Origin of the sequence: Photobacterium frigidiphilum (genome assembly GCF_003025615.1) — a bacterium.
GTDB classification, from domain to species: domain Bacteria; phylum Pseudomonadota; class Gammaproteobacteria; order Enterobacterales; family Vibrionaceae; genus Photobacterium; species Photobacterium frigidiphilum.
Window position 1 is genome coordinate 1 of sequence record NZ_PYMJ01000026.1, and the last position, 16,240, is coordinate 16,240.

The 16,240-nt window shown below is 41.7% G+C and carries 14 protein-coding genes; 6 read left to right on the plus strand and 8 right to left on the minus strand.

The window, feature by feature from the left end; all coding sequences use genetic code 11:
• Positions 1-186 precede the first annotated feature (186 nt).
• The 3 genes from asnS to queE all read right to left on the minus strand — a co-directional run bounded on the left by asnS (position 187) and on the right by queE (position 5,734).
• Entirely contained in the window at positions 187-1,587 is a 1,401-nt protein-coding gene (asnS, locus tag C9J12_RS20520) for an asparagine--tRNA ligase (protein ID WP_107244462.1), read from the minus strand.
• 341 nt (positions 1,588-1,928) lie between these two features.
• On the minus strand, positions 1,929-4,769 hold the full coding sequence (locus C9J12_RS20525; protein ID WP_107244393.1) for a hydrogenase expression protein HypA: 2,841 nt from the start codon (positions 4,767-4,769) through the stop codon (positions 1,929-1,931).
• 296 nt (positions 4,770-5,065) lie between these two features.
• On the minus strand, positions 5,066-5,734 hold the full coding sequence (gene queE, locus C9J12_RS20530; RefSeq protein ID WP_107244394.1) for a 7-carboxy-7-deazaguanine synthase QueE: 669 nt from the start codon (positions 5,732-5,734) through the stop codon (positions 5,066-5,068).
• A 281-nt stretch (positions 5,735-6,015) separates the two neighbouring features.
• Here queE and mlc point away from each other — a divergent pair, with 281 nt between their 5' ends.
• Entirely contained in the window at positions 6,016-7,230 is a 1,215-nt protein-coding gene (mlc, locus tag C9J12_RS20535; RefSeq protein ID WP_107244395.1) for a sugar metabolism global transcriptional regulator Mlc, read from the plus strand.
• A 74-nt stretch (positions 7,231-7,304) separates the two neighbouring features.
• Here the strand turns inward: mlc and C9J12_RS20540 are convergent, their stop codons facing one another.
• Together C9J12_RS20540 and bioA are read right to left on the minus strand one after the other, a co-directional pair.
• Positions 7,305-7,868 carry an LON peptidase substrate-binding domain-containing protein gene (locus C9J12_RS20540; protein WP_107244463.1) on the minus strand — a complete coding sequence of 188 codons (564 nt, stop codon included), beginning with the start codon at positions 7,866-7,868 and terminating at the stop codon, positions 7,305-7,307.
• Positions 7,869-8,002: 134 nt separating this feature from the next.
• Positions 8,003-9,268: an adenosylmethionine--8-amino-7-oxononanoate transaminase gene (bioA, locus tag C9J12_RS20545; RefSeq protein WP_107244464.1), complete on the minus strand. Its 1,266-nt coding sequence runs from the start codon at positions 9,266-9,268 to the stop codon at positions 8,003-8,005.
• A 173-nt stretch (positions 9,269-9,441) separates the two neighbouring features.
• Between bioA and bioB the strand changes: the two genes are divergently transcribed.
• The 5 genes from bioB to C9J12_RS20570 all read left to right on the plus strand — a co-directional run bounded on the left by bioB (position 9,442) and on the right by C9J12_RS20570 (position 13,469).
• Positions 9,442-10,494 carry a biotin synthase BioB gene (gene bioB / locus C9J12_RS20550; RefSeq protein ID WP_107244396.1) on the plus strand — a complete coding sequence of 351 codons (1,053 nt, stop codon included), beginning with the start codon at positions 9,442-9,444 and terminating at the stop codon, positions 10,492-10,494.
• The gene (gene bioF, locus C9J12_RS20555) at positions 10,481-11,659 is read left to right on the plus strand and encodes an 8-amino-7-oxononanoate synthase (RefSeq protein WP_107244397.1); all 1,179 of its coding nucleotides are present in this window, start codon (positions 10,481-10,483) and stop codon (positions 11,657-11,659) included. Before bioB ends, bioF begins: the two co-directional genes overlap by 14 nt.
• A complete protein-coding gene (gene bioC / locus C9J12_RS20560; protein WP_107244398.1) occupies positions 11,649-12,488 on the plus strand; it encodes a malonyl-ACP O-methyltransferase BioC in 840 nt (279 codons plus the stop codon). The genes bioF and bioC overlap by 11 nt, the downstream gene beginning before the upstream one ends.
• A complete protein-coding gene (bioD, locus tag C9J12_RS20565) occupies positions 12,481-13,161 on the plus strand; it encodes a dethiobiotin synthase (RefSeq protein ID WP_107244399.1) in 681 nt (226 codons plus the stop codon). Before bioC ends, bioD begins: the two co-directional genes overlap by 8 nt.
• A gap of 125 nt (positions 13,162-13,286) precedes the next feature.
• Positions 13,287-13,469, plus strand: a complete 183-nt coding sequence (locus C9J12_RS20570) for a hypothetical protein (protein WP_107244400.1) — start codon at positions 13,287-13,289, stop codon at positions 13,467-13,469.
• Positions 13,470-13,577: 108 nt separating this feature from the next.
• On the opposite strand, the gene C9J12_RS30765 is transcribed toward C9J12_RS20570, so the two are convergent.
• The 3 genes from C9J12_RS30765 to C9J12_RS20580 all read right to left on the minus strand — a co-directional run bounded on the left by C9J12_RS30765 (position 13,578) and on the right by C9J12_RS20580 (position 16,204).
• A complete protein-coding gene (locus C9J12_RS30765; RefSeq protein ID WP_170111833.1) occupies positions 13,578-13,742 on the minus strand; it encodes a hypothetical protein in 165 nt (54 codons plus the stop codon).
• Positions 13,743-13,854: 112 nt separating this feature from the next.
• Complete coding sequence (locus tag C9J12_RS20575) at positions 13,855-14,703, minus strand: universal stress protein (RefSeq protein ID WP_107244401.1); 849 nt, start codon at positions 14,701-14,703, stop codon at positions 13,855-13,857.
• 10 nt (positions 14,704-14,713) lie between these two features.
• Positions 14,714-16,204, minus strand: a complete 1,491-nt coding sequence (locus tag C9J12_RS20580) for a SulP family inorganic anion transporter (protein WP_107244402.1) — start codon at positions 16,202-16,204, stop codon at positions 14,714-14,716.
• Positions 16,205-16,240 lie beyond the last annotated feature (36 nt).

Sequence of the window (16,240 nt, forward strand, 5' to 3'; positions counted from 1 at the left end):
CAACGGCGGCTACAACCTGCAATTTAAAGCCCAAAGTATAATCGCGTTGAGTACGTTTAACGGAGGGGGTGATTGATGTAGTCATAATAAGTCCTAAATGTGTAAACACATTTCAGGACGGGACAACAGCTACAAAAAAGGCCACCAGAAGGCAGCCTTTTAATTCACGTTAGTTGCAATTTCAAATTAGAAGTTTGCAGAACGTGGTGCGCGTGGGAACGGAATTACGTCACGGATGTTTTGCATACCAGTAACGTAAGTAACCAAACGCTCAAAACCTAGACCGAAGCCTGAGTGAGGAACTGTACCGTAACGACGTAGGTCGCGGTACCATTCGATGTGGCTTGCATCGATACCCATTTCAGCAATACGCTTATCGAGATGCTCTAAACGCTCTTCACGCTGAGAACCACCGATAATCTCACCGATGCCTGGTGCTAGAACGTCCATAGCAGCAACCGTTTTACCGTCGTCATTCATACGCATGTAGAATGCTTTGATATCTTTCGGGTAGTTTTTAACAACTACAGGTGCTTTGAAGTGCTCTTCTGCAAGGTAGCGTTCGTGTTCAGAAGACATATCAATGCCCCATTCAACATCAAACTCAAACTTACGACCAGAATCTTGTAGGATCTGGATTGCATCAGTGTAATCAACTTGTGCAAAGTCAGATGTTACAAACTGCTCTAGACGAGTGATTGCTTCTTTGTTGATACGCTGTGCAAAGAACTCAAGGTCATCACGACGTTCTTCAAGTACGGCTTTGAATACGTACTTAAGCATGTCTTCAGCCAGTTTCGCTGCGTCATCAAGATCGGCGAAAGCAACTTCAGGTTCAACCATCCAGAATTCCGCAAGGTGGCGGCTGGTGTTTGAGTTTTCAGCACGGAAAGTAGGGCCGAATGTGTATACTTTGCTTAATGCACAAGCATAAGTTTCAGCGTTCAACTGACCAGATACTGTCAGGAATGTTTCTTTACCGAAGAAGTCTTTATCGTAATCAACTTCGCCAGCGTCCGTCATCGGAACGTTAGCCATATCAAGTGTTGATACACGGAACATCTCGCCCGCACCTTCACAGTCAGACGCTGTGATAAGTGGAGCAGACATCCAGAAGAAACCTTGCTCGTGGTAGAAGCGGTGAATTGCCTGAGACAGACAGTTACGTACACGCGCTACAGCACCAATCATGTTAGTACGCGGACGTAGGTGCGCAACTTCACGAAGGTATTCAATTGAGTGGCGAGTTTTCGCCATTGGGTATGTATCAGGGTCTTCAACTAAACCTACAACTTTAACTTCAGTTGCAGCAAGCTCAAAATCTTGACCTTTAGCTGGAGACTCAACAATTTTACCCGTTACCTCAACAGAGCAACCAGTAGTTAGTTTTAGGACTTCTTCTTGATAATTATTTAACTCATTCGGGACCACGGCCTGAATCGGGTCGAAACAAGAGCCGTCATAAATGGCAAGAAAAGAGATCCCAGCTTTGGAATCACGACGTGAACGGATCCAGCCTCGAACAGTAACTTCACTGTCTACTGCTAGCTTTCCGCTTAGTACGTCTGTTACAGGCGCGTAAGTCATGTTTAAAATATTCTCCGTTAAGGCACTCATACTTCATCATTAAAGATAAGTCGTGCTTTAAAATACATTCCGAATAATCAATATTACCTTTCTTACGTCAGGCATCAAGCTTTGTTATCACTTGAAAGCGTAAATAGCGAAAGTAATCGCTCTAGACGCTATGATTGCTGCCTAATAATTGCACGAATCTCTTAATGTTGAGGTTATTGTGCGTAATTTGACCAGAAATGGTGATGCTGAAGATGGCGTCATCCAATTAGGTAGGTGCAACGACTCGCGAAATAAATATAGGTAAAAAAAACAGGCAAGTATCCTTGCCTGATCATTATCATTTAAGTGGCCTAGGCTTGGTTAAGGTATTCACAGGTTTGACCGTCATTCAAAATCGTCCCTTTTGCAGGTACTGGTGGGACTTCTGGTTCTGCTTGTGGATCAACCGGTGTTTCTCCTTCTACTGGCACTTCAGGTTCAGGTGGAGGAGGCGGTGGAATGATGACTGCTTCAGGTATGTCATCAGCGCGGACTAAGGTCATAATGTCACTCCACATTTCACCTTCTTGCGTGGTGTACATTAAGGCTTCATCACTCTGCCAACGTGTTTGGTGATTAAAGGCTTTAATCGCAAAGCGCAGGCCATCAGATTCTGTGATTTTAATACGCTCATTCATTGAACCATCAAGTGCTTGATAATAAAGGGTGCCATCTTCTTCAATCCGCCACCTGATTTCGAAGTTAAAACCACAGCCATCAGTATCGCCGTATGAACCCTTGAAGTAGTCACCATCAAAATTATCCGTGAGTTTTAAATATCGTGAAGTATCGCCAGCAAACGTTAAAGCAAGGTCATCGCTGGTAACACCAGCATCATTAAGCAACATGTTTTCTGTAAAACGAGTGGTTCTTTGATCCCAGCTAACAAGGCAGGCTGCTGTTTGCGTGATGTATTGAGTCAGTGATTGCTTGGTGATAGGGGCAATGGTGTCAAAGCTCCAACCAGAATCATTGGTATCACAAGCTAAAAGCTGATCGGGCGCGTACTCTTTTATGATTTTAGAATAAATCGTTTCAGAGGGTGAGCCGACACCGTCATCGTCAATTGAATAGGTTTTTATCATATGTAATTTGTCGTTTAGATCGCGGCTTGTCCTTGCCCAGTAATCGAAGTTCTCATCATTGGCGGGTGATACCCAATCTAAACGTAAATAGCCATCGTCTGTTAAAGACCATGTTCTAGTTATATCTTCCTTAACGCTATTTTTGTAATACTCCCAATTATTACTTTCTTTTAAGATGATGGTATTTATTTTACCGTCAGGAGTGATTTGAACAATATGTTGATCGATTAACTCGCTAATGGTTTGAGTATTAAAACGATCATCGCCACCACATTCAGTCACAGCATTAAGGTATTTATCTTCATTCGCATTGGATGTGTTGCCATAATTACAAAAACCAAAAGCGGGAAGATTACTGCGTGAGGTGAGAGCAAAAATTTGTTCCTTAGCGGCAACGTTAAATCCTGAAAAATGAGATTTTTCACCATCGAGCAGTGTTTCACCGATATTGATGTAATTTTTATCATTTACTAAGAACAGTTGGCGTGTATTGAAGTCATAACTTGTATCAAGTTGGGTAATAAGATTGGGTACCTCGAAGCGAATGAGTTCTTTACCAAACGTATTGACTGAGCCCCATGTACCTTCGGCTTGAACTTGCCAATTATCACCTGCAACCTTGTACCAGTAAAAGACGGTATTGAAGTTATTACTAATAAATTCGGCCACGATATTATCTGAGATCTTAAAGCCATTAACGTTTAAGAATGTTTCGCTAGGCTCGTTGGTAAAGATATCGTCAAGGTCAGTGTAATAAAGAAGTGGGGCGATGATGGGTGCAATACGGCAATCAGCCACATCATTTCGGTTATTACATAATAGGTGTTGGTCTGTTTGAGGTTTCCATGTGAAATAAAAGCCGTATGCACCCTCTTCAAACACGCCATCTTCTTTTATGTATTTAGTCAGGCGGTGATTCTCTTCTGTCGCTAAATAATCATACATTTTTTTATCAGTTAACGCGTAAGCATTAACTTCAAGTGTTAGCCCTTTATCATCATCGTTATTGAGTGCTGCATTGGTCAAAATAGCGGTTCTTGGTGTAATAAACAGCACTTGTAAATAATCGTACAGCCCAACCCAACCTTCAGTGGTAAGAATTTGTTCCGTAATATCATTGTCACTGAATGCGGTTGTGCCGCTGAAGTAGGTGAAATATTCATTCAATGCGATGTCTGCATCATCATTTCTATCCCACTTATATTGAGCAGTTATGCTCTCTTGTCCGTCGTAAGACGTATGGTCGGCATTGATGTTATTACCATCGTTAGATGCTTGACTCTTTAGTTGCCAGAATCCTTCCGTTAAAATCGCTTCTACGTCTGAGATTTCGCTAGTTTGCTCAGTATATTTACGTTCAATTAAGCCTGATGTCATTGCTTTAACAAGGGTTAATGACATCATCTCTTCAATGGTTATTCCCCTTAAGCCAATTTGAGAAACTAAAATATTATTGAGTTCGGCACCTATTTCATCAAACATCTCTGTGGCAGTGCGTAATTCGATAAAGCCAGGTTTAGAAACGACCTCACTAAACATTCCCCAATCTTCATCATTAACTACTTTTTGTGCAACAGAGAAGTAGGCAAGTGTTGAGCTAAGCGTGACAGCAACATCGGTAGAGAGAAGTGGCGCAACAAAGACATTATCAGGCAGTGCTTCACCAAGGGTAAAGTCAGGTGTGTTGAAACGGCTAACAAGTACAACGGCATTAAAACGTGTAAGCGTATCGGCATCGATAATATACGTTCCTACTGGGTCTTCTTCCCAATGGGTTATATCAGCTTGTCGATAGATTTTACCTTCAGCATCAATCAGAACAATAGCAAAATTACGTTCACTAAGATTGATGAGTGCATCGGCATAGGTACTATTTATGATACTAGTCGTTGATTGATAAGCTGTGTTAACCCCAATCGGTACATCGACACTGACATTGAAGCGGGTTGAAATTGGCACTTGTGCCGCTGGTGCTGCTGCAACAGGATCTTCAGGTCCTCCGCCGCCACAGGCTTGTAATAAACCCAATGCCACAGCACAGAGTAATAGACTCAGATAATTGCGCATGCTGACTTCCCTAATTGGTAAATTTTTATGTGTCTTTATTTTTGCTGAGTATAGATATAGGGGAATTATTTTGTGTAAAAGGAGAGAGTCGATCTTGGCTATGGAACGAATTCTAATATTTGAGATTATTGTGAGACAGGTAATGAGAAGCGGGTTTACGATCTAGGCTTATGATGTTTTTTAAAGAAAAACGGTGCCTCATGATGAGCCACCGCTTTTCTTCATATATAACTGCTTAATACACAACAGTTGTCATATTTAACAATCGTTATAGGTAAAAATATGAACGTCAGAATTTAAGCAATAGCTAAATATTTGTGTGTCTGAATAGACAAGCGCCAGTTACGTTTAATGCAGGTTTCGATACATAAATCCGTTGCTCTCGGTTTCTGACTGATCGGCTGCAGGGCGATGGTCACGTTTTGTTTTAATGTTACGCCGTCAATAAGTGCATCAAGCTGTTCAATGTCTTTACTTGTGCCAACAGGGTGCTTGATTTCATCTGCACGTGAAAGTGCTGAAGCTAAAACGGGCAGCTTCGCTTTCATATTGATTTTAGGGGAAACCGTCACCCATGTGTTATCAGTTGCTAAAATCTCAGATGTACCACTGGTTTCTATCTGGCAGTTAAACCCAGCAGTTTCTAATGCTGCAGTTAATGGCACAAGATCATAAATACACGGTTCGCCACCAGTAATAACCACGTGCCTTGCTGTGTAGCCTTGATCTTGCAGTAGAGCGACAATACCTTGGGCGTCAATATTGGTCCAAAGGGGGGAGTCCCCTTTTTTTGCCATGATGTCATTTAGCGATGCGTAATCAGTTGGCTCTGCATCCCATGTTTGCTTGGTATCACACCATGAGCAACCAACAGGGCAAACCTGTAAACGAACAAATATCGCAGGAACACCAGTGAAAGTACCTTCACCCTGAATTGTCTCGAAGACTTCATTTATCTTGTACACCGCATAACCTCATGGCGAATCAGAATTGTGATGAGGAATTCTGATTCAAAAAATATAAAATTCATTTCCAAAATTAAATGTGCAAAAAACACAAGCGGGGCATTATGTCAGAACAAAAAGTGCTTGTCCTTACTCATTCCTCGTGACGTGTATCACGTACTGAGAATAATAGGCTTCATAATTACTTCGCAAAGTAAAAAAATTAGTTCGCAACGAAAAAGAATGTTATTTTTTATTTTTTATAGTATCTATTTTTTTACTTTTTAGATGGGAGTAATGGCATGTATGTCGCTCAGCCTGGACATATTGACCACATTAAACGAAATAATGCAGGCAGCGTGTACAAACTTATTGATTTATTTGGGCCTATTTCGCGAATTGAATTATCTAAACGAAGTCTGTTAGCACCTGCAAGTATTACAAAGATTACACGTGAGTTGATAGATGCGCATTTAATTAAAGAAGCACAGTGTCAAGAACCCCTAAGCCGTGGTCGTCCAGCGATAGGTTTATTGCCTGCTAATGAAGGTTGGCAGTTTCTATCAATGCGGCTTGGGCGTGGTTATTTAACCATTGCTTTACATGAATTAGGTGGCGATATCTTGGTTGAAGAACGCCAAGACATTGAAGAATTACAACAAGAAGCGGTTATTGATAAGTTACTTAGCGAAATTAACATTTTTTTTGCTAACCATGTCAGCGAATTAGATCGAATAACCGCGATAGCCTTAACATTACCTGGCTTGGTGAATTCACAAGAAGGCATTGTTTTACAGATGCCACATTACGATGTGAAAAATCTGGCGTTGGGTCCGACTATTCATGAAGCGACGGGGTTACCTGTATTTATTGGTAACGATACCCGATCTTGGGCGCTGGCTGAGAAGCTATTTGGTAACTCCCGAGGTGTTGCTAACTCCATTTTAGTCTCAATTCATAATGGTGTTGGTGCTGGTATTATTTTGGATGACAAAGTACTACAAGGCAGTACGGGCAATGTCGGTGAGTTAGGGCACATTCAAATCAAGCCTTATGGTAAACGCTGCTTCTGTGGCAATCACGGTTGTTTAGAGACCGTCGCTAGCTTAAAAGCGATTTTGGAACAAGTTGAACAGCGATTAAAAGAAGGTCACCCTTCTTGTTTGCATGGTACAACACTCACAATTGAAAGTATTTGTGATGCCGCAGTTGCTGGAGACACGTTAGCGCGTCAGATTATTATTGAACTTGGTCATCACCTTGGGCAAGCCATTGCGATTATGGTGAACTTGTTTAATCCAGATAAAATCTTAATCGGAGGGGAATTTAATCGTGCTAAAAAAGTGTTATACCCCGCGATATTAGAGTGTATTCGTAATCAATCTTTACCTGTTTATAATCGTGACTTAATTGTTGAAGAAAGTTGTTTTTATACACAAGCGACGATGCCTGGTGCCGCTCTGGTTAAACAAGCAATGTATGACGGCCACTTATTAATGAAGTTAGTTGATGGTTAGGCGTTTGTACTCAAAATAGAAAACGCAGTGAATCACTGCGTTTTTAATTTGAATATACAAATACAAAGTAGGTTTTATCTTTTTTTCAATTCTTCTTCAATCACAGTATGAAGAAAAGACATAGCGGCACGATTATCAACTCTGCTCATGAACCATTGTTTTTGATTCGTCTCGAGAGGTAATATTTCTAACCATCGCTGGCATACCCAGGTCATGTCATTGAAATCAGGTTCTTGATAGTACTCACCATGTTCAGGGTACTCCTTAAAAAGGGTTTTTAAGCTATTAGCAATATCGCGGTCAACAAATTTAATGTCGGATTTTGACCAATTTTCTAACATGGTTACCTCGCCGACAATTAAACCATCCTCTTCTTCCCAGTGGTCGTTAATTATAAATTTTTCAACACCTTTGATAGTGATACCAAGTAACCCATCAGGAAGAGCTTCAAAATCTGTAATGATGACACGAGTACCAAAGTGACAAAGTGTTTTATCATTTTTCATGCACAAGCCAAAGCCGTCATTGCAAGCCATCGCAAGCTTTACCAAACGTATGTAGCGTGGTTCGAAAATCCTAAGCTTACTGATACCACCAGGTAACAAATACATTTGCATAGGAAAAAGGGGCAGTTGCATCATTGATCACCCTTACTGTCGTTATATCTATATTACGTATGATGTTTCTTTAACGATCAGTATTCAGTATAAGCAGACAAATATAGGAATTTGTCTGCTTTTCGATAATACGAAAGAGTAATCGGCCTCTGAATTTATTGTGGTTTTAACGATCGCATTATTGCTACAGTGAGACAGCTAAGCTCTTGTGGCGTAATAATAAAAGGGGGCATGATGTAAATCAGTTTGCCAAATGGGCGAATCCATACCCCAGCGTCGACAAAACTTTTTTGAATTTCAGCCATGTTGACAGGTTCGTATAGCTCAACTACGCCAATAGCGCCTAACCATCTAACGGCTTTAACGCAATCAAGTTGACCAATTTCAGGCAATAGCTCTGATAATTGTTGTTCAATGCTTAAGACTTGTTGCTGCCAATTACCTTGCATTAAAATTTCGAGGCTGGCATTGCCAACGGCACAGGCTAACGGATTACCCATGAATGTGGGACCGTGCATAAAACAAGCGGCTTCACCACTGCATACCGTGTCAGCCACATGTTTGGTTGCTAGCGTAGCCGACAATGTCATATATCCACCGGTAAGTGCTTTGCCGACACACATAATATCAGGGCTAATTCCTGCATGTTCACAGGCAAACATTTTTCCTGTTCTACCGAAGCCCGTTGCAATTTCGTCTGCAATTAACAAAACATCATGTTCATCGCATAATTCACGAATGCGTTTGAGGTACATCGGGTGGTAAATACGCATGCCTCCTGCACCTTGAACAATGGGTTCAATAATCACAGCGGCTAATTGTTCTTTATTATTGTTTAGCTTCTCTTTGAAGTCGGTAATGTCACTTTCACACCATTCTTCGTAAAAACCACGTTCTGATGATTCCGCAAAAATGTGCTCAGGTAAGAAGCCTTTGTATAGGCTATGCATCGAATTATCAGGGTCGGTAACCGACATCGCAGCAAATGTATCGCCATGGTAACCGTGACGAACGGTTAAGAATTTAGGGCGAGGTTGTCCTTTTGCATGCCAATACTGCAATGCCATTTTTAACGAGACTTCAACCGCAACAGAACCAGAGTCAGCCAAGAAAACATGCTGTAAAGGTTCAGGCGTTATAGCGATCAGTTTACGGCAAAGTTCGACAGCAGGTTCGTGCGTAATACCACCAAACATGACATGTGACATTTTATCGATTTGATTTTTTGCTGCCTGATTAAGAGCAGGGTGATTATAGCCATGGATTGTTGACCACCATGAAGACATACCATCGATAAGCTTACGACCATCTTCCAACGTGAGATATACCCCATTGGCACTTTCAACCGGGTAACAAGGTAATGGATTTATCGTCGATGTGTAGGGGTGCCAAACATGCTGTTGGTCAAATTCCAAATCAATCTTGCTGGTTGTTTTTTGCACAGATGTAAACCTTGATGTCTATTGTATGTTGACAGTCTACTAACTCTCAGTAGACTAGCCAAGTATAGAAAGCCGCTAGATTCCATATATTTTCTTTTAAAGAGGATTCTAGTGAGAGCAACAATATTATTACTATAAAGAGGTTACATACTGTGGAAGTACGTCACGATTGGACAGTTACGGAAGTTCAAGCCTTATTCGAAAAGCCGTTTATGGATCTTGTATTTGAAGCCCAGCAAGTACATCGCCAATATCATGAACCGAACAAGGTACAGGTGAGTACATTACTTTCAATCAAAACGGGTGCATGCCCTGAAGATTGTAAATACTGCCCACAAAGTGCGCACTATCGTACAGATGTCGAGCGTGAGCGTTTATTAGAAGTTGAAAAAGTACTGGATGCTGCGCAGAAAGCGAAAGTATCGGGTGCGACGCGTTTTTGTATGGGTGCTGCTTGGAAGAACCCTAAAGAACGCGATATGCCGTACTTAATGGATATGATCCGCGGTGTTAAAGATATAGGCCTTGAGACGTGTATGACACTGGGTATGATCACGGGTGGTCAAGCCGATGAATTAGCGGGTGCCGGTTTAGATTACTACAACCATAACCTTGATACGTCGCCAGAATATTACGGTCAGGTTATTACAACACGTACTTACCAAGATCGCTTAGACACATTAAGCCATGTGCGTGATGCAGGCATGAAAATTTGTTCTGGCGGTATTATCGGCATGGGTGAAAGTTCACGCGACCGTGCTGGTTTATTGGTAGAGCTTGCAACATTGCCAACCCACCCTGAAAGTGTGCCAATTAATATGTTGGTAAAAGTAAAAGGCACACCAATGGAAAATGTGGAGGATGTCGACCCGTTTGATTTCATTCGTATCATTGCGGTGGCACGTATCATCATGCCAATGTCTTCAGTGCGTTTGTCTGCGGGGCGTGAAGACATGAATGAACAGATGCAAACGCTATGTTTCATGGCGGGTGCTAACTCAGTATTCTATGGTTGTAAGCTATTAACAACACCTAACCCAGGTGAAGATAAAGACATGCAGTTGTTTGCAAAGCTAGGTATTAATCGCCAAGAGCAAGCAGCGAAACCTGATGAAGTGCAAGAGCATGAATTATTAGGTCAGGTTGCACAACGTGTTGCTGCGCGCCCAGGTAAAGATGATTTATTCTACGATGCCACTGTCTAATCGTCGTTTTAACCACAAAATAAAACACGCGCTGGAAGCACGAGAAACCCAAGGGTTATATCGCCAGCGTGCTTGTTTGTCTCGTGCTGAGCAAAGTGTTTACCATCAAGGTGCATCATTACTTAACTTTTCGAGTAATGACTACCTTGGCTTGGCACAAGATCCCACCATACTATCGGCATGGCAAGAAGGGTTAACGCTATTCGGTGCTGGTAGTGGTGCATCACCATTAGTGACGGGTTTTCATTCTGCTCACAAAACACTAGAAGATCAACTTGCCGACTGGCTGGGTTACGATCGCGCGTTATTATTCAATAGCGGTTTCAGTGCGAACCAAGCGGTATTGTTTACGATTCCAGATAAGCATGATGTATTAATTCAAGATAAATTGAACCATGCATCATTGATGGAAGCTGGCATGTTATCACCTGCAACCATGCGCCGATTCGCTCATAATGATCTCTCTGCATTGGCTCGCTTACTTCATCAAACCAATGATAAATCTCCGTCTATTAACCCATTAGTGATTACTGAAGGGGTCTTTAGCATGGATGGTGATCTATCACCGTTGGCTACAATTTCTGAGCAATGTAGCCAGCATGATGCGTGGTTAATGGTTGATGATGCACATGGCTGTGGGGTATTGGGTGATAAAGGGCGAGGCAGTTGTGACTTTGCAGGGGTGAAAGCCGACATACTTATTGTGACATTTGGTAAAGCCTTTGGCTTATCAGGTGCTGCTGTCATGTGCAATAACGATACTGCTGAATACTTAATTCAATTTGCGCGTCATTTCATTTATTCGACGTCAATGCCTCCATCACAAGCTCACGCGTTAAGTGCGGCTTGTCGTCTTATTCAATCAGATGATTGGCGTCGTGAAAAATTGCACGATTTAGGGCACTTACTCTTTGAAAATGTCGAGAATTCAATACAACTGGTTGATACACACACGCCTATCAAACCCTTAATTATTGGCGATAGTCATAAAGCGTTATCGGTTTCCAATGCATTAAAAGCGAAAGGTTTATGGGTAAGTGCAATTAGACCACCAACCGTACCCGTAAATAGTGCGCGTTTAAGAATAACGTTAACAGCCGCACACACAGAACAAGATATTAAACGATTAGCAACAACGTTAAATGAGGTGATTAATGATGAATAAAGTTAATGCTGTCACCCATGACAAAGCAGAATTAAAAACAAACAACATTCCTCGAATTGATAAACAAGCCGTGGCAGAAGCATTTGGCCGTGCAGCTAAGCATTACGATAAAGCGGCTGCTTTTCAGCGCATTGTTGGTCATCAGTTGCTTGAGCGTTTACCTGCCGTTATTCCCACAGGTACTCGCGTATTAGATTTAGGGTGCGGCACGGGGTACTTTTCAGAACAATTAATGCAACGTGGTTATGATGTTTCTGCCGCTGATTTATCGATAGAAATGCTAGCACAGGCAAAGTCTCGTTGTGGCGATAGTGTTACCTATTTAGAAGCTGATGCTGAAAACTTACCAATTGCAGATAATCAGTTTGATGTTGCTTTCAGTAGCCTTGCCTTACAGTGGTGTGATGACCTGTCTGTACCATTGAAAGAGTTGCGTCGTGTGGTGAAGCCAGGTGGACGAATTATGTTTACCACTTTAGTAGAGGGTTCGTTATTTGAGCTTTCACAGGCATGGCAAGAGGTTGATCGATATCAACATGTGAATCATTTTCTTTCGCAAAAGGCGATAAAACTTGCGCTGGCGCAAGCGGGAGGGGCAATCGATACCCTAGACTTCAAACCAATTAGAGTGAATTATCCAGCGGCAGTTGGACTCATGAAGGACCTAAAAGGGATAGGGGCGACTCATTTACCACAAGGGCGCAAAGCAGGCTTGGCCGGTCGTAAAACGATCATGGCATTAGAGAGCGCCTACAATGAGTTTCGAGATGAGAATGGTCAACTGCCTGCTACATATCAAGTCTGTTTTGGAGTAATAATAAATGACTAACGCTTTCTTTCTTACAGGTACAGATACCGAAGTCGGTAAAACTGTAGCCTCTCGCGCAATTTTACACGCAGCTGGTAGCGCGAATATTAAGATGGCGGGTTATAAGCCTGTGGCATCAGATAGCACACCAACAGATGAAGGGATGCGTAATTCAGACGCATTGTATATTCAAGATGCTTCAGTGGTTGAACTGGACTATCAAGAAGTTAATCCATACGCATTCGAAGCCGCCATTTCTCCCCACCTTGCGGCAGAGCAAGAAGGGCAAGTGATAGATTTTGATGTATTAAGCGCAGGCTTAGAGCATCTTAAAAGTAAATCAGAAGCCGTACTTATCGAAGGTGCTGGTGGCTGGCGTGTGCCGATTTCTCATACCGATTTTCTATCAAGTTGGGTGAAGCGTGAAAAGCTGCCTGTTATCTTGGTTGTGGGTGTAAAACTGGGTTGTTTAAGCCATGCAATGCTTACTGCAGAAGCGATTAAAAATGATGGTTTAGAGTTGGTTGGTTGGGTTGCTAATCGTATTAATCCAGGCACAGAAAACTACGCTGATATTATTAAAATGCTAGAGCACAATCTGCCAGGTAAAAAGATGGGCGAAATCCCATATATGCCGGCAATTAAAAAACGTGACTTATCAAAGTTTATTGATTTAAGTGCGTTAGGTTTATAGCGCTGTTTAGTGTGTAAGTAAGCAATTACTAGATACTAGACATGAAAAAAGGCACTGAAAAGTGCCTTTTTTTGATCTTTCTCTTTATGGGGTACGTTTAGAAAAGAGAAAAAAGAGGGAGTTGGATGGAGTTATATCAAACGGTTTTAGTCGCTGCAGCAACTGGTTTTTGCTCTGCGTTTGGTACAGGCGTAGCCATGAAAACAGGCATTAAGTGGATGCGTGAAATGATGATAAAAATGGATGCTCGACTCACTCGCTTAGAGCAAAAAAATAAAGCCACTGGCTGGCAGTGGCTTTACTTATAATTACTTGGTGTGGACGCTGCGTGATCATCTATGTTTTAAATGCCATATAAAACATAATTTTGCGTTGTCACACAAAGCATTGAAATGCTTTTTTATAGCGTAATCATCTTAGCTGTTATCGCCTGTTAATCCGATAAGTGCTTCTTGGGTATTTGTCAGTTTAGGTTTACCTGATGCATCAAGCCCTAATTCCTTATGAGCTTCATCAACTGACATACCAAGATGACAGCAAAGAATATCAATCGCAACTTGGTAGTTCTCTTTGTCGGCCATCATTCCTCCTTGATAAATAGACTGGTGTTTAAAACACCTGACATCAACAATAATCAATATGCGCACTAGATGCAATAAGACTAAAGTCTAAGATTTAGTCTTATTTCCATTTCTAGCGAATGAGTAAGAGCGGTACTTGGCTTTTGGTTAGCATTTCAGTGGTATTACTGCCTAAGAAAAACTGCCTAACGCGTGAATGCCCATAAGCGCCCATCACAATAAGACCAATATCATTGTGTGTTTGATAGTGCACCAGTGCAGAGTGGATATCGCCCTCAATGATTTTTTCCAAGACATCGATATTTTCAGCATGTAATTTCTTAGCGGCAACATGGAAAGATTCTGTGCGATCATTCTCGTCTTTCACCATCACTAAGTGGCAGGTTAATCCATTTAATAACGGGGTTTTTATCGCTTTATCGATGAGTTTTTGGCTGATATCACTGCCATCAAATGCAATCATGAACGACTTTGGTTCGTTAAACGGCTTTATTGCGACTAAGGTATGTGCCTTTATAGAGCGAATAACACTTTCAAGCTGAGAACCAATCGCGGTGGTTTGATTTTGATGTGCTTCACCTGATTTACCAATCACCAGCAAGCGAGTTTCAGCTTCAATATCAAGCAGAGATTCAACAAAGTCACCGTGTCTTTGTTGTTTAATGACGTTAGGCAAACCTTGCTGATTCGCTCTTTCCATCATATCGGCAAGTAAATACTTCCCATGTTTAAGGGCCAATTTACTGCGTTGTTCATCTAGTGCCGTTAAATCTTCAAGAAGTTGCTCTCGGCTGCCTAATCCAATACTACCTGATAACTCACTTGTTACAGGGTATTCCGACTTATCTAATACATGCAGTATTTTTAAAGGGACGTCTAAGTGTTTGGCTGCCCAAATGCTAGCATCACACACAGTTGTCGACATGGATGAACCATCAATACACGCGATAATATTTTTCATTATAAATTCCTTAGTGACCAGCCATTAGTTTTTCAACTTCTTCAGGTTTGTCGTGAATACCAAATTTATCGACAAGGGTATTTGTTGCTTCATTCATTCCAATTAACTCAACGGTTGCACCTTCACGACGGAATTTGATAACGACTTTATCAAGTGCTGATACTGAGGTGATATCCCAAAAGTGGGCGGAAGAAAGATCGATAGTGACGTGATCTAACACTTCTTTAAAATCAAATGACTTTAAAAATTGCTCTGAAGAGGCAAAGAATATTTGTCCTATCACTTTATAGTGACGTGATGCACTAGCGGTATTGTTATCACTTTTCACTACCATAAAACGACTGATTTTGTTGGCAAAGAATAAAGCCGCGAGTAATACACCGACAAAAACGCCGATAGCGAGATTATGACTGGCAACCACCACAGCAACGGTAACCACCATCACAATATTGCTCGAAAGCGGATGCTTTTTTAGGTTTCGTAGCGAATCCCATGAGAATGTACCAATTGATACCATAATCATGACGGCAACTAACGCAGCCATTGGGATCTGCTTGAGCCAATCCCCAAGGAAAACCACCATCACTAACAAGAACACACCTGCCGATAAACATGACAACCGACCACGGCCGCCCGATTTAATGTTGATTATTGATTGACCGATCATCGCACAGCCCGCCATACCACCCATCAAACCCGCGCCAATATTCGCTAAGCCTTGACCTTTACATTCTCGGTTTTTATCACTTTCTGTATCGGTAAGATCATCAACAATGGTTGCTGTCATTAGGGATTCAAGTAAGCCAACAGCCGCTAACCCGAATGAGTAAGGAAGAATAATCAGCAATGTTTCTAGGTTTAAAGGAACATCAGGCCAAAGGAAGATAGGAAGTGTGTCGGGAAGCTGCCCCATATCACCCACGGTTTTAATATCTAAGCCGACCAAGATAGAAACAATGGTGAGGGAAACAATACACACTAAAGGAGAAGGTAATAATTTTCCGATAGCGGGTAGGTAGGGGAACAGGTAAATAATACCCAAACCAGCAGCTGTCATGGCGTAAACGTGCCAAGTTACATTAGTCAGCTCTGGTAACTGTGCCATAAAAATTAAAATGGCGAGCGCATTTACAAAACCGGTGACAACCGATCGAGAAATAAAGCGCATTAAGCTACCCAGTTTAAGATACCCAGCGGCTATTTGTATCACACCTGTGAGTACGGTTGCCGCTAATAGGTATTCCAGCCCATGATCTTTTACTAACGTGACCATCAGTAACGCCATTGCACCGGTTGCAGCTGAAATCATTCCAGGCCTGCCGCCTGTAAATGCAATAATAACAGCCATAGAAAATGACGCATAAAGACCGACTTTTGGATCGAGACCAGCAATAATTGAGAAGGCAATAGCTTCAGGAATAAGTGCCAAAGCAACAACAAGACCAGCAAGAAGATCGCCCTTCACATTGAAGAACCAATCTTTTTTTACAGTATCTAACATTCAATATACTCAAATTATTAAAATTTGCGCGAACGG

What these genes read in the sequence shown, in the direction of transcription:
- bioC (WP_107244398.1), top strand. Translation starts at nt 11,649, where the DNA reads ATGATGAATAAAGTTAATGCTGTCACCCATGACAAAGCAGAATTAAAA.
- C9J12_RS30765 (WP_170111833.1), bottom strand. Translation starts at nt 13,742, where the DNA reads ATGGCCGACAAAGAGAACTACCAAGTTGCGATTGATATTCTTTGCTGT.
- C9J12_RS20575 (WP_107244401.1), bottom strand. Translation starts at nt 14,703, where the DNA reads ATGAAAAATATTATCGCGTGTATTGATGGTTCATCCATGTCGACAACT.
- C9J12_RS20580 (WP_107244402.1), bottom strand. Translation starts at nt 16,204, where the DNA reads ATGTTAGATACTGTAAAAAAAGATTGGTTCTTCAATGTGAAGGGCGAT.
- mlc (WP_107244395.1), top strand. Translation starts at nt 6,016, where the DNA reads ATGTATGTCGCTCAGCCTGGACATATTGACCACATTAAACGAAATAAT.
- asnS (WP_107244462.1), bottom strand. Translation starts at nt 1,587, where the DNA reads ATGACTTACGCGCCTGTAACAGACGTACTAAGCGGAAAGCTAGCAGTA.
- C9J12_RS20525 (WP_107244393.1), bottom strand. Translation starts at nt 4,769, where the DNA reads ATGCGCAATTATCTGAGTCTATTACTCTGTGCTGTGGCATTGGGTTTA.
- bioF (WP_107244397.1), top strand. Translation starts at nt 10,481, where the DNA reads ATGCCACTGTCTAATCGTCGTTTTAACCACAAAATAAAACACGCGCTG.
- C9J12_RS20540 (WP_107244463.1), bottom strand. Translation starts at nt 7,868, where the DNA reads ATGCAACTGCCCCTTTTTCCTATGCAAATGTATTTGTTACCTGGTGGT.
- C9J12_RS20570 (WP_107244400.1), top strand. Translation starts at nt 13,287, where the DNA reads ATGGAGTTATATCAAACGGTTTTAGTCGCTGCAGCAACTGGTTTTTGC.
- bioD (WP_107244399.1), top strand. Translation starts at nt 12,481, where the DNA reads ATGACTAACGCTTTCTTTCTTACAGGTACAGATACCGAAGTCGGTAAA.